Origin of the sequence: Reichenbachiella sp. MALMAid0571 (genome assembly GCF_040151475.1) — a bacterium.
GTDB lineage: Bacteria > Bacteroidota > Bacteroidia > Cytophagales > Cyclobacteriaceae > CAXBNB01.
This window is the reverse complement of record NZ_JBDKWG010000142.1, coordinates 72,568-86,919: the sequence shown is the minus strand read 5'-3', so window position 1 is coordinate 86,919 and position 14,352 is coordinate 72,568. Positions and strand designations below refer to the sequence as shown.

Here is a 14,352-nt window from a genome sequence, read left to right as displayed (position 1 = left end):
CAAAGATAGACTAATTTTAAAATTAATCTTTTTTATCCCTGAATATAAAGGGTGAACTTAAAGTATCCCTTGAGTATGCTATTTATAATGTATTGTTATATAAGAATAGTTGCCTGCACTTTTCGAAATATTTTGAATATAATGCCTTTTTGTATGCTTCCAGGTGTTTCGAATTGTGAATGTCTGAACCTAAGAAATGCACCTGTTTGTGTGTGATTAAATATTCGGCTAGTTTTTTTGCTCCTGAGGAGTAATAACCCACTAATGAGCCCATATTTATTTGAAGAAGTACCGATGAATCAATTATGTTTTGAATGAGTGAATAATCATCTTGTAGGTATAAATAGCGTTCGGGATGTGCCAGTATTGGCTGATAACCCAGTGATTTCATCTTAAAGAATACTTCATCCAGAAACAGGGGCTTATTGATAAAAGGTGTTTCTACCAACACAAAAGACTTACCAATTGTCAGAAGCCGTTCTTCACCATCGAGGAGTTCTATAAATCCTTCATCAATCATGTATTCAGCAGCAGCTTCAACTTGAATGTCGATACCTGAATTAGTAACCTCTTCTTTTAATTCAGATAATTTCTGATGGATAATTTCAGGAGTATTTGGGTAGTAATCAGAAATGATGTGCGGAGTGGTGATTACTTTATTGATCCCTGCTTCTTTCAAATATCTAAGTATTTCCAGAGATGCATCCCAGGTTTTTACCCCATCATCAATTCCAGCCAATAAATGGGAATGAATGTCTGTTGATAAAAAGTTTTCTGATTTCTTTTTTTTTAAAAAAGGGAACACAATTATTGATTAAAAAGTGATAATGACTTTGAAAGGGTTTACTATTAACTGTCTTCGTCATAATATCCCTGTCCATAACCATAACCATAACCATAACCATACCCCTGATTTTTGTTTGATTTAACAGAGTTCAAGATGGCTGTTAGGTTTTTAAACTTATTGTTCATTGATAAGCTATTTACTGATTTGGCATAGGATCGCTTTGAATAATCTGCCCTGAGTACATATATAGGTAAATCTGCATGTTTCATTACCAGTATTCCATCTGTGACCAAACCAACAGGTGGCGTATCTAAAATGACCACATCAAAAGTATTTTTCAAGTCTTCTAAAAACTGGCCGAATTTATCACTTAATATTAATTCTGAAGGATTTGGAGGAGTTGGGCCGGCAGTGATAAAAGAAAGATTTTCGATGTTTGTAGTATTGACAGATTCTTCGATACTGTGTTTTCCAATTAAAATAGTACTGACGCCCTTGTCACCCTTTTCCTGATTTAAAGCCAAATGAACTTTTGGTTTTCTCATATCAAGATCCACCACTACTATTTTGGAATGAGACAAAGCTAAAATAGCTCCAAGGTTGACGGCAATAAACGTTTTGCCCTCACCACTTACTGTGGACGTAATAGAAATTATTTTTTTACCTTTTCCCGGAATCAAAAAATCCATATTGGTACGAATCGATCGGATGGATTCACTAATAGCTGATTTTGGATTTTTATCCACCACAAGCTGGGTTACATTTAACTTCTCCTTATTATAAAAAGGTACTATACCCAACATAGGAATGTTGATCAGATTTTCAAGCTCCTTGTGGCTGCTGATTTTGTTGTGCAGCAAATATCTGATGGCTACAAAAAATATGGACAATATCAACCCTGACACGAACCCTACACCGTGTATTAAAGCTTTTTGTGGTTCAATTGGTTCAGTGGGAAAAGATGCTGGTGATAATATCACAAAATTGGTGACTGTCCCGGCACGGGCAATTTCCAGTTCCATTTTGGTTTTGATTATCGAGAGGTAATATTCTTCCTGCAGGGAGTAAAATCGCTTGTTTTTATTGTAATCCGTACCCATCGAGGGTAGTTCAACAAAATTTCCTTCCAGCATTTTTCTTCTTCTATTTTGTTCCTCTACACTTTCTACCAGATTTTTCTGATACTCGTTTATTTGTTCTATAGCACGCTTGCGAGCCACATCGAGTTCTTTGTCAATGCGTTGAATTACAAATGTGTTGTCATTGTAGGAAGCCAGTTTTAGCTCTCTTTCTGAAACCAAATCATTGTAATTACTAATTGATTGTGAAATAAACCCGGGTAACCCTGTGATCATTCTCGGATTAATCAAAAGAGATTTTTCAGCTTCTATTTGTTTCAAAATCATATTTACATTTGACAGGCGATTTCTCAAATTATACCTTTGAGAATCCAGTGCATTGAGCATGGAAATGGTCTGAGCTAAATCTCTGGAGAGATCAGTTGTTCGGTTTTTGATTGTGAAATTTTCGAAATATTGTTCATACCGGGATAGCTCCTCGGTTGTCTTTAACAATTGATCATCTAAAAATTCAATTTTTTGTTTGATGGCCTGATTTTTGGCTTCTGTGGTATATTCCAAATACAAGGTATCTATCGCATGTACAATATCTCTTACCTTATGTTTGTTGGAGTGTTTAAGTGATATCTTTATTGTATTTGCACTAAAATTTTCAGGTTGTACAGTTACATTACTTGCCAAATAATTGATTAAAGACTCCCGGCTATTGATGGTAAAATAGTAATCCTTTTCGGTAGAAGAGGTATTAAATGAGGATGTTTTTTCAATAAGAAAGTTGAAGTGATCATTCGAAATCTTTTCTCCAAATTTTTTTGTCAATTCTATTTTTTCGCCGTTAACATCATACTTTAGACTGAAGTTGTTTTCATCCAGAATTTCAAGATCGAATTTTCTATCATAAAATGAATTATTTTTTAATTTGTAGCTGACTGCAAAAGGAGAATTGTTGTAGCGTTCGTCAACGATTTGACTGAAAATATGGCTTCTTCCCGGATGATAATAAGAAACGTCCAGTCCTATAGCATCTGCTACCCTTCCGAAAAACAACCGGGATTTCAGTAACTCCATTTCTCCGGAGATTCCTTTTATATCTGGCGTAATTGGATTTTGTAAACCAAGTAAATCTGCTTCGTTTTTGATGTCAAGTTTTAGAACCGACTCTGACTGAAAAATCTGTTGTGTATATCTGACGTACAAATAGGCAATTATATTGGTGATCAACAGCAGTAACACAATCCATGGAATGCTTCTTTTGAGCACATGATAGATTTTATCCAAATCAATGTCATTCAATGGATTTCCATCATCATTTTGATTGTGTGGTTTTTGCATGTCTGTTTCCGCTTTACAGTCGTTGTAATACCAGTGCGAGGGTCAGTACACTCGACACCAGGCTTAGTATTGGAGCGATATCTTTAAGGCCTTCCAGCCATACCCTCCTCCATGGTTCTACATATATTATGTCTCCTGGTTTCATTGTAATAATGGAACTCTTCATTCCCTCAATTGAGGTAAGATCAATCATATAAACCTCCGGATTAGTATGGTCACCCCTTATTAACCTTATGTTTTGAGCTCTTGCGCCCAGATTCAGTCCACCTGCTTCAGCCAAAATCTCAACCAACGACGTATTTTCATTTTTCAGATTGATGACCTGTCCCCCAGTTGCACCCAGAATAATTACTCTTTTGTTTAAAAAACCAAGCTTGACGAAAGATTCTTTATAGTAATCATTATATTCTTCTTCAAGTTTTTTTTCAGCTTCGTTAATGGTGAGCCCATCCAGGAGTATTTCTCCAACTACGGGAAGCTTAACATTCCCGTTTTCCATCACCAGGTATGAAAACTCTTTTTTGCCCTGGCCACCCTGATTATTCCCACCACTAGTCCTGAGTTCAAAATTAGGATCTGTGATTCTTTCTCCCTTATTGGTGAAGACATCTATACTTATCAGATCATTTTTCTGAATTATATAATTTTTTTCAGTAGCTGAAACAGCTTTTGACAGATCGGCTGAAGTGAAGTTTTCATTCAGCTGAAACATAATATCTTGCTTATATACCTTACATGAGGCCAGTAAGCCAGCCAGAACAAGAACAAAAAGTGGAGAAATTTTCACTATCAAATTAGTATTTGAGTTGAAATGAATAACAGCAAATCTGCCCATTTAAGTGATAAAACCGAAATATTATGAATGAATTATAGTACGATGCAATAAAAATTACTTGTCGGTAGCATTAGACAGCTTCTCAATCCAATACAAATATTTGTTGATCACAATATTCTCGTCGTAGTTTTTTTCTATGTACTCTCTCCCGTTTGCGCCCATTCTATGTAAATCCTCCTTATTGAGATGGTACATTTTATTTACAGCCTCAAATAAACTTTCTTCGTCCTTGACTTTGCACAGAAATCCATTCTTTCCCTCTACTACAACCTGACGACAACCGGCTACATCCGTGGCTATTAAGGGTTTGGCCATAGCCGCTCCCTCCAGCAAAGTTTTTGGGGTACCTTCTCTATACGAAGGCAATACCACACAGTCTGCTTCTTTAATCACATCCCCCACATAATCTGTTACTCCCAGATATTCAATGATACCTTCCTTATGCCAGGCCTCCAGTTCTTCTCTGCTAATCCCCCTTCTATGACCGACATCCGGCTCTCCCAACAACTGGAAGATAGCACTCAATTTGTTTTCTTTGGCTCTTCTGGCCATATTGATGTACTCATAGATTCCTTTGTCTTTAATGATTCGGGATATCATTAAAAAGGTAAATTTTTGTCCATTCATTTTGGGCTGTGGTGTAAACCTGGTAAGGTTAATCCCTGAGCCCGGGAGTAAATCCGTGTTCAGTTTTGGGAGGTTTATTGTATTCAAAAACTCTTTTCGGTCGTCTTCATTTTGAAAAAAAACAAGGTCAGTTTTACGAAAAGCTATTTTATATAAAAACTGAGCAATGTAGGAAACCATTCCATTGTTTAAAAAAACAGTACCAAGCCCACTTACATTATTTATTACCGGAATCTTGAGCTTCTTGGCGGCCATTGTTCCATAAATATTCGGTTTAATGGTGTATTGTAATACTATGTCGGGCTGTATTTTTTTATAGATTTTGAGGTATTCAAGATAGAGAAGCAAATCTTTTATTGGGTTAGAACCCGTATTTTCTACTTCCAATGGGAAAAACCTACAGCCCATTTTCATCAACAGCCTGGAGTACTGATCTTTTGGGGCAATAGCAATAACCTCATGTCCTTCGGCCACAAGTGCCCGAACAAGTCCGGCTCGGAAATTATAGATATTCCAGGATCGGTTTATGGATATTGCTATTCTCATCTATTGATAAGTAAATATGCTCGAAATTATTGTATTTATCAACGGCTAAAAATGATAATACTATATTGTTCTATTTATGTAATTTTGCTTAAAACCTTTGCGCTAAGTGCAAATTAGCTTTTCGATGACAGATTCAAATACAAGTATAAAGGATACCGCAATAATAATAGCAGTAATAAATAAATCAGGTTCGGAAGACCATCATAAGGAGTATGTAGATGAACTGATTTTTCTGGCTCAGACATTGAACATTGAGACAAAAAAAACATTTACTCAGAAGCTTGAAAATCCGGATAAAAGAACCTTTATAGGAAAGGGAAAGCTTGAAGATGTGAAGGCATATATAGAGGCAGAAGGTATTGAGATTATTATTTTTGATGATGACCTGTCACCTTCCCAACTCAGAAATATAGGAAAGGAGTTGAGTGTCAAAATATATGACCGGAGTTTATTGATTTTGGATATTTTCTTAAAAAGGGCAAAAACTTCTCAGGCAAAGACACAGGTAGAACTGGCCCGGTTTGAGTATTTGATGCCTCGGCTTACCAGAATGTGGACTCACCTGGAAAGGCAAAGAGGAGGTACCAGCACCAGAGGTGGGGCAGGAGAAAAGGAAATCGAAACTGACCGTAGGATGATCCGGAATCAAATTAGTGTCTTAAAACAAAAGTTGGAGAAGATAGACAAACAAGGCCAGACCAGAAGAAAGTCAAGAGCCAATATTGTGCGTGTGGCATTGGTAGGATATACCAACGTAGGTAAATCCACCATAATGAACCTTCTGGCAAAAGAGAATATTTATGCCAAAGACGAACTATTCGCTACAGTGGACTCCACTGTAAGAAAGGTAGTTTTGAACAATATTCCTTTTCTATTGTCTGATACCGTAGGGTTTATCAGAAAACTTCCACACAGCCTGATTGAGTCATTCAAATCAACTCTGGACGAGGTAAGAGAAGCGGATATTTTACTTCATGTGGTAGATATTTCGCATCCTTCTTTTGAAGATCATATCGAGGTGGTTAAAAACACATTGACCGAAATAGGGGCTATTGATAAAACAATCATTACCGTTTACAATAAAATAGACAGGTTGTCGGAAGAAAGGCTCATTGAGTTGTTTCCTGAAGGTTTGGAGGTATCTAATGAAAAGAACGGAAAGGGCAAAATTTATATTTCGGCTACAAAAAGGGAAAACATAGAAGATTTCAGAAAGCGCATTTTCGAATCAGTTCAAAGTTTTCATATGAAAATCTATCCCAACTATCTCGCTCCGGAATATTATTAATTTTTAGAAATTATTTCTTTTTCGATACTACAAACACTCCGGCTATCACTACTATTGTTCCAATGATTTGCGTGATTGTTATCCTTTCGTCCAGAAAGATATTGGCTAAAAGGATCGTAGAGATAGGTCCAAGGCTTCCTATAATAGAGAAGTTGGAAGCTCCTAATTGTTTGATAGCAGCAGAAACAAGGTAAGAGGGAATTACAGTTGATAATATGGCCATTGCTATTCCCAGATAATAAACTTCATTGGGGAAATGGAGCAAATCAACTTTTTCGAAAAGATAGAAATGGATTATAACAGCCAGGCAAGATACTATCATGGCATAAGAAGTAAAGGTAGTTGCTCCGAATTTGGGAATCAGCCATCCGCTCCCAACAAGGTATGAGGCATAAGTCAGTGCACTAAAAAATATTAATACACCACCTAAGATCACATCATCTCCTGTAGTTTTCAATTCATCAGAAAAAGTGATAATGATACCCAGATAGGTAATTAATATTGCAAAAATCTGAATTTTGGTAACTGGTTTTTTTAGAAAAACCCATGATATCAAAAGTACCAAAGTAGGGTAAACGAATAATATAATGCGTTCAAGGCTTGCTTTGATATAGGCCAAGCCTAAAAAATCAAAGTAACTGGCCAGGTAGTAACCTAAGAAGCCGAATAAAACCAACCACAAGTAATCCTTCTTTTCTATACTTTCAGGATTATTTGGCTTTTTAATAAAAACCATGACAGCATATACCGGAATGGAAAAGGCCATCCGCAGCAACAACAAAGGCACTGCTTCAATATCAAACTGGTAAGCCAATTTCACCATTACGGCCTTGGCAGAAAAGAGTACCACGCCCAATACAGCGAGTATTACTGCCAAAGAAGTTTTTTTGTCAGAACCCATTTTAAACAATACTTTGAGTTTTTAGATTGTATTCTTTTTTGTGCTTAAAGCAGCACAAAACAAATCATTTGCGATTTAAGGGGTTGAATAGGTATCCTAAAGCCTATGCTATTAAGCCTGGTGGCTCAATGGTGGTTCGAATTCTGATAATGTTCTTTGATCAAATCCCTTCCAAAATCACCATCGAAATCTCTCCAAACGGTATGGATATGGTTGGCGTTATTTTGTGAATTATCAAACTCAATCAAAAACTCCTTACTCTGAATGCGGTAGTAGTGGGCATTTCCAGCAGTAAGGCTTCCGGCCCAGGCAAAAATCAAATTATCAATTCCAGCTTTTTCTATTGCCTTTTTTCTTTCATTGGCCAACTCATCGACCAAATAAAATATGTACAAATCCAGAAGTTTATCAAATGTTTTTCTCTGAGAAGAATCGAAATCCCTTACTGAAATGCCTTTGTCTCCAAGATGATCCACTTTTGATTCACTGGCAGTCACCACTTCGCCATAGGTTTTAGGGCTAATAATGGCTTTGTTTTTTTGCTCCTCAGTCATTGAATTGATCAATTTCATTCCCAGATCTTCTTCGCTTCTGAGCACTCTCAATCCTTTTTTTCTTCCCTCTTTCACTTCGCCCGGATTAGAACCCAAAAACCTGGGAGAGGAAGATATTTTCCCATTGATAATGGTGAAATTTAACGATACATGGTGTCCTTCAAAACTCCAGCCCCAAACTTTATCTTTCAGTGGATTTCCAAAAAATGAGATAAAGTACAATTCCGTATCTCTTTTGCTCGATCCTTCCAATTCAAACAAGACTTGCTCCAGCGCAATCACTTCCTGAGTTTTATTGTATCCCATTTCGCTAAGATGCACTTTGACAAAATCATTGACCAATCCTTTTTGGTTGCTGCTCATTTGCTTGTAGGGAAGCCCTCTGCGGTTTTGAGCCGGAAGGTATGTCCAACTGGTGCGGTCTGCGTCACTAAAGTCCAGCATAGCCTTTTCTTTTTGCTCAGGATTAAACGAATCGATCAACGATTTGGCTTTTTCTACTATGGAAGCTGGTTTTTGACGAAAGGTGAAAGAAGAAAGTGCGAAAAAAAGCACTAAACAAGTCAGGAAAAGTTTGCCGGAAAGATTGTTCATAGTATAGAAGTTGAAACCAAAATCTAAATTATAATAAAAGCCGGACAATATTCAGAAAATTGAATCAATAGTTCACCTTTAGAGTAAATGCTCTTTTAGGTTTTGTTACTAAAGAAAGAATAAATTGAATAATAACTGTTTTATTGTAAAATATACAAAGTTAATATTATAATATTTTGTTTTATTAAAATATGATTAATTACAATTGTTAGACTATTTAACAATTTATTGGTATTAAGTCATGTACTTAACTAAGTTAATATTTCCTTATTTTATAAGGTGTTGTATTCTGATTTCACTCTTTTCCTCGATTTCTTTTTGTGGGTTTGCCCAGGTTAAAACTTCCGTTACTTTTTCAAATCCATGGGTAAATCAGGCGAAACAACTTAACCAAGACCGGAAGGAATACAAGAAGTATGTGAACGACAGCCTGAAGCAATTTAAAAAGTTAGACAAGTTTTACAAACACCAATTTGATTCACTTGCCAGGGCATACTCACTGAAAGCCGAGCAACAAACAAATATTTCAGCAACAGATTTTATAAAATTAAAAAAGCTGAAAAAACTGGATGGGTTATACAAGTCAAAGCAAGACTCAATTAAGGCATTGTGGGTAAATCCTGACTCGATACAAAATGAGATTGCAAATCAGTACCAGCACAAACGAGATTCGATTAATGACGAAATACTTGTGCTTTCTGAAAAATATGGAGGCTTTCCTTTAAATAATTTCGGTGAATCCCAAGACAACAGTTTTGATAGCCTGCTAAGTCAGGAATACCATTTCTATTCCCATCAATATCTGCACAATCAAGCGGATTCAATACCCAATATGTCAATTGATTCTTTAAAATACTATACCTCCGCACGGGACAGCCTGCTCAAAGACCAACTAAACGACTATTTGGAAAGCTATGCCTATTCGATAGCAGGCATAGATGAGATGCAAATGGAACAGCAAAGAATGGTTGCTGAACAAGAGAGGTTGGATGCTTACAAGGCGGACTTCAATCGGTATCGTGATAAAAAGAACCTGAAAAGCAACCTTCAAAAACTATCAAAATCCGATTTGGCTTCCAAAAACAAAACCCTGAACAGTGCCCACAAGACCCTCTCAACATACAAAAAGAAATACCTGACACTACCATCGTCAAAAAATCTGGAAGGAGGCATCAAACGAACTTCCCTGGAGAATAAAACTTTTTGGGAGCGCATCAAAGTAGGGGGTAACCTCCGGATCAGCCAACGGGAATACCTTGACATTGACTTTGCCCCATCAATAGCCTATTTGGCTAATACCAAATGGGCTATAGGGACTGAATTTGTATTCAGAGGTGAGTTTGGCAATGGCAAAAAATGGCAAAACTCATTCAATTCTGATACTTATGGGGGCAGGGTATTCACTGACTACTCGGTATATAAAAGCTTTTTTGCCCATGCGGAGTTCGAAAATATTTATACCAGCAGAACAAGCCAACAAACTGAAATTAAAACAACTCAATCCGTACCCGGGGCAATGGCAGGAATGGGCAAAACCTTTGGGTTGGGCAAAAATGTAAACGGTAAAATGATCATACAATACAACTTCATTCACGATAAGTCCAAACAACTCTACGCCAGCCCGTGGGTGGTCAGGTTTGGGTTTGATGTAAAAAAACTGAAGAAAGCATAGCTATAAAAAATTACAGCAATATGAATTATATAATCAAAACAATTAATAAGAAAGTAGATATCAGGTTTTTACTTCCCAAGGTAATTCTGCTATCATTGGCTTTAGTGTTGGTAACATTATACTCTTTTGGACAGCAAGCATCCATGGAGCTACCTGCATACCATCCGGTATCACCTAATGCCGCCAGCCTAGGGAATTACGGGTTATATCCGGTCAATAAAAATCTGGGAAAGGCCAGCATAGGCATTCCAATTTATACCGTGTCAGAAAAAGGAATAAGCATTCCCATTGGTCTAAACTATAATTCATCAGGTATCCGTTTGAATGATTTGGCTTCATGGGTAGGTCTTGGCTGGACACTCAATGCCGGAGGAGCGATTATAAGGAACACAAAGGGGCTTCCTGATATCAATTACAACAGCAACATACCTGATATAAAAAACTTGCCATATAATTCCACTAATTATGCGTATCTCAAAGATGCTGCTGAGGGCTTAAAGGACACAGCTCCTGACCAATATGTATTCAACGCATTGGGCATTAACGGTACATTTTATTTTGACCAGAATAATGGATTCAAAGCGGTCTTTGAAGATGAGTCTATGGTCATTAAGATCAATGCTATATCTTCAACGGAGATTCATGCCATTTTACAAGATGGCACCAAATTAATTTTCGGAAAAAATACAAATGGTGACAAAGCTACGGAATACACCGATTCATACCTAAGCCCATACCTCTTTCAATATGTGACCACTTGGTATCTGGCAGAAGTCATTTCAGCTGATGGTAAGAATACGGTTTCTTTAAAATATAAGCAAAAGGGAACAGGAAAAATACAAGAATATGCCAGAGCAGCGAGTGAAACACTCGTTCTTCCTGACAACCTTATTCCAAAGGTAAGCAACTATCAAAATTCTTTAATAGAGCGCTTATTTCTAGAGAAAATTGAATTTAGGAATGGTTTTGTGAAATTTGAATCTACATTAGGACGGCAGGATCTGGAGAACGACTACAAGTTGGATGCTGTAAAAATTTATGCCACTGATGTTAACCCCGTCGGAATCCTAAAAGATGAATATCATTTTGAATATGACTATTTTATCCGGTCTGGAGGTAGTTTTTCCCAGAATTATAGTACTACTTCCTCATATGACAGCCAGGTAAAATCTTTGAAACTTATATCTATGTATCGAGGGGGATCTTCTATAAACGACCCTAAACATACTTTTGAGTACAATAGCACCACACTTAAACGAAGATGTACTACTGCTCAGGACTTTTGGGGGTATTGCAACAACAATACAGGATCCTTGCTTCCTTCTACATACGTTGTTGTACCGTCAAACTGGTCAGGGCTTGGTCAGACCCCTACTTTTACTGTTGGAGATGGTGTAAGGACGGTAAATGAATCCAACATGAAAGCTGGGATATTGGAGAAAATCACATACCCAACCAAGGGATATTCGATATTTGACTATGAAGCCAATAGCGACGGAGTTACTTTGGTAGGTGGTCTCAGGATAAAGTCCATTTCCAACTACGATGGTGAATCTGTCATTCCAACCAATGTGAAAAACTACACTTATTCAAATCCTAATTTATTACATCCAAATCGAAACAAAGGATACATCCGAAAATATTATAACAATTCGGGTACTGGTAGTGTAACCCATGCCGTAGTGTCCACCTCTCCTCATTACAACAACAACTTAGGAGGCGAACCTGTAATTGAATATGGTATTGTCACAGAATACGATTATGATCCTGTCAACCTTGAGAATAAAGGAAAGACAGTCTCTTACTTTCAAAATATAACCAACAACAAAGTGATGAATGGTCTAGTCACACCAGTTTCTTATAGGCATGCTGAGTATAGTGAAACATTCGACTATGGAGATCCACCTGCAGATCAACTCGTTTATTGGAGTTTTTTAAATGGGATCATTCATTATGGAATTGAAGAAATGAATTTTTACGAAACTTCTTCCTGGAAGCGTGGAAAACTCATCAGAGAGGAGGTGTATAAATCAGTAGAATCCGGTTATACCATGATCAAAATGGTGGAAAATACCTATGAAACCATTTTGGGGAATGTGATCTACAACAATTTTGTTTATTCGCCATTTATGATCCAAGCCCAAGGGAGTATGGGAGGGGACCCATATGACCAAAACAATGATTGGCTTAGTCTCATGTACAACTATCAAATAGACAGTACACAACTTGGTAGAAAGATACTGAAACAAACAACATCTACAATTTATGATACTAATGGAGCCAATCCAGTAGTTACAACAAGCAATTACTATTATGACAACACTACACATAAGCAATTGACCAGAACGGTAACCACCGACAGCAAAGGAGAAACGATCATTTCTAAAACCATTTATCCTGATGATGTTCCTACACGCACTAGTCTGATAGGTGGTGACTTGACGGTTGTAGAGTTTCTGGCTCTGGATGAGTTGAAAGAAGACAAACAGCATCGAATTTCAGTACCTATACAGACAGAATTATATAAAGATTTTGATAACGATGATATTACAGATTACGAAGAACTTGTTTCATTGCAAAGAACGACATTCAAAAATTGGGATGGATTTGGTTACATATTGCCGGAAAAAGTGGCAAGCCTTAACGGCCCTGAATCTGTAGTTAACACTTTAAGGGATAGGATTATTTACTATCATTATGACAACTCAGGGAATCCAGTCGATATTTCTAAACCTAACGATTTTAGGGTGGGTTATATCTGGAGTTATAACAATAGTTTGCCAATAGCCAAAATTGATAATGCTATACATAATAATACAGGCATTACTGCGGCTTACGAATCGTGGGTTGACCCTTCAATGGGTGTTTCACCGGCTATGGGAACCACAACCGGAACTTTACTGACTAATCTGGTGGTTGCATCAAATCACACTGCTACGATCGGAATTAATGCATTTACTGATTTGGCACAAACAACAGGGCTAGATACAGATATTATTTTGACTGTAAAGGACAGTCAGGGAAATACGGTTTCATCCCAGACTTTTAGGTCTGTCAACGGCTCTTTAGACTCAACTGTGCCATTAACTGCTGGAGTATATAGCATCACTTACTCCAAAGAATCAGATGTAGGTTTTGGTGGTCATTTTAACTATAAAAAACTATTCGACCCTGTGTATTCCAGGGTAAATGAAGTATTGTTCGAAAACTTTGAAGAACATGTACAACGGGTAAGTTCTGCCACCGCCCATACGGGTAAATACATCTATCAGGGAACTTATGATGTAGAACTTAGAGATAAACTGGAAGGAGATTATACTCTGACCTATTGGAGTAGCAGCAATGGAACAGATTGGACAAAAAACACTGTGCCTATTACAGTTACCACATCCAGTACCACTTATTCAATTACGGGTAGTAATTATTTAGATGACATTCGTTTGCATCCGGTAGATGCCCAAATGACTACCTATACCCATGATCCGCTCATAGGCATAACCTCCCAAACCGATCCGAACGGAGTAACTACTTACTATGAGTACGATGATTTTGGAAGGCTCAGGCACATCAGGGATTTTGAAGGCAATGTGCTAAGTAAGACAGAATATCACTACAAAGCCCAAAACTAACCTTACTCTAAAACCTACACTAAAATGAACAATCAAAGATATAAATACTATTTCTGTGCACTGGCTACAATACTCATGCTATCAGTAAGTACACTATATGCCCAGGGAAATTCTAACCAAAAAAATGCAGATCGGTTAATCGGTACATGGGCACTGGACTACAACAAAAGCATCGGCCAGATCCAATCAAAGTCCAAATCTCATTATGATACGCTCAAACAAGAAAGGAAAGACAGAATTAAGAACACATTTGGGAACCGTAAAATCACTTTTCGGGAGGATGGTGGCTATGTGTTGGAATTGCAGCCGGGCCGTCAGGTACAGGGTAGCTGGGAGCTGTTGAATGATGATGTTAGTTTGGTTATAACCATGGATGACGGCAAGCAATTCGAACAACGGATCGAGAACATTGGTGCCTCTGCTATGTTGCTCAACCTTGGAGGAGATCAGGATAGAGACAGGCTTTTCCGAAAATGGCATTTGAAAAAAGTTAGCAATTAATTAAAGC

10 protein-coding genes are annotated in these 14,352 nt (G+C 37.4%); 4 read left to right on the top strand and 6 right to left on the bottom strand.

What is annotated here, in order from left to right:
- Positions 1-82: 82 nt before the first annotated feature.
- From AAOP42_RS16565 to AAOP42_RS16550, 4 genes are all read right to left on the bottom strand, one after another.
- Positions 83-805 (bottom strand): tyrosine-protein phosphatase, encoded by a 723-nt coding sequence (locus tag AAOP42_RS16565; RefSeq protein WP_349529667.1) that lies wholly within the window; start codon positions 803-805, stop codon positions 83-85.
- A 44-nt stretch (positions 806-849) separates the two neighbouring features.
- Complete coding sequence (locus AAOP42_RS16560) at positions 850-3,198, bottom strand: polysaccharide biosynthesis tyrosine autokinase (RefSeq protein WP_349529665.1); 2,349 nt, start codon at positions 3,196-3,198, stop codon at positions 850-852.
- Positions 3,199-3,211: 13 nt separating this feature from the next.
- Entirely contained in the window at positions 3,212-3,910 is a 699-nt protein-coding gene (locus AAOP42_RS16555; protein WP_349529664.1) for a polysaccharide biosynthesis/export family protein, read from the bottom strand.
- A 177-nt stretch (positions 3,911-4,087) separates the two neighbouring features.
- Positions 4,088-5,206, bottom strand: coding sequence for a glycosyltransferase family 4 protein (locus tag AAOP42_RS16550; RefSeq protein ID WP_349529663.1), 1,119 nt, complete (start codon positions 5,204-5,206; stop codon positions 4,088-4,090).
- Positions 5,207-5,330: 124 nt separating this feature from the next.
- Here AAOP42_RS16550 and hflX point away from each other — a divergent pair, with 124 nt between their 5' ends.
- Complete coding sequence (gene hflX / locus AAOP42_RS16545) at positions 5,331-6,494, top strand: GTPase HflX (RefSeq protein WP_349529662.1); 1,164 nt, start codon at positions 5,331-5,333, stop codon at positions 6,492-6,494.
- 10 nt (positions 6,495-6,504) lie between these two features.
- Here hflX and AAOP42_RS16540 read toward each other — a convergent pair whose 3' ends face one another.
- Complete coding sequence (locus AAOP42_RS16540; protein ID WP_349529661.1) at positions 6,505-7,395, bottom strand: DMT family transporter; 891 nt, start codon at positions 7,393-7,395, stop codon at positions 6,505-6,507.
- Between the two features lie 125 nt (positions 7,396-7,520).
- On the bottom strand, positions 7,521-8,543 hold the full coding sequence (locus AAOP42_RS16535; RefSeq protein WP_349529660.1) for a DUF3500 domain-containing protein: 1,023 nt from the start codon (positions 8,541-8,543) through the stop codon (positions 7,521-7,523).
- Positions 8,544-8,784: 241 nt separating this feature from the next.
- Between AAOP42_RS16535 and AAOP42_RS16530 the strand changes: the two genes are divergently transcribed.
- Genes AAOP42_RS16530 through AAOP42_RS16520 form a run of 3 tightly spaced genes read left to right on the top strand, consistent with a single transcriptional unit; the run spans position 8,785 to position 14,345 of the window.
- A complete protein-coding gene (locus AAOP42_RS16530) occupies positions 8,785-10,215 on the top strand; it encodes a hypothetical protein (RefSeq protein ID WP_349529659.1) in 1,431 nt (476 codons plus the stop codon).
- A gap of 20 nt (positions 10,216-10,235) precedes the next feature.
- Positions 10,236-13,844, top strand: coding sequence for an RHS repeat domain-containing protein (locus AAOP42_RS16525; RefSeq protein ID WP_349529658.1), 3,609 nt, complete (start codon positions 10,236-10,238; stop codon positions 13,842-13,844).
- Between the two features lie 24 nt (positions 13,845-13,868).
- Positions 13,869-14,345, top strand: a complete 477-nt coding sequence (locus AAOP42_RS16520) for a hypothetical protein (protein WP_349529657.1) — start codon at positions 13,869-13,871, stop codon at positions 14,343-14,345.
- The last annotated feature ends 7 nt before the right edge of the window (positions 14,346-14,352 follow it).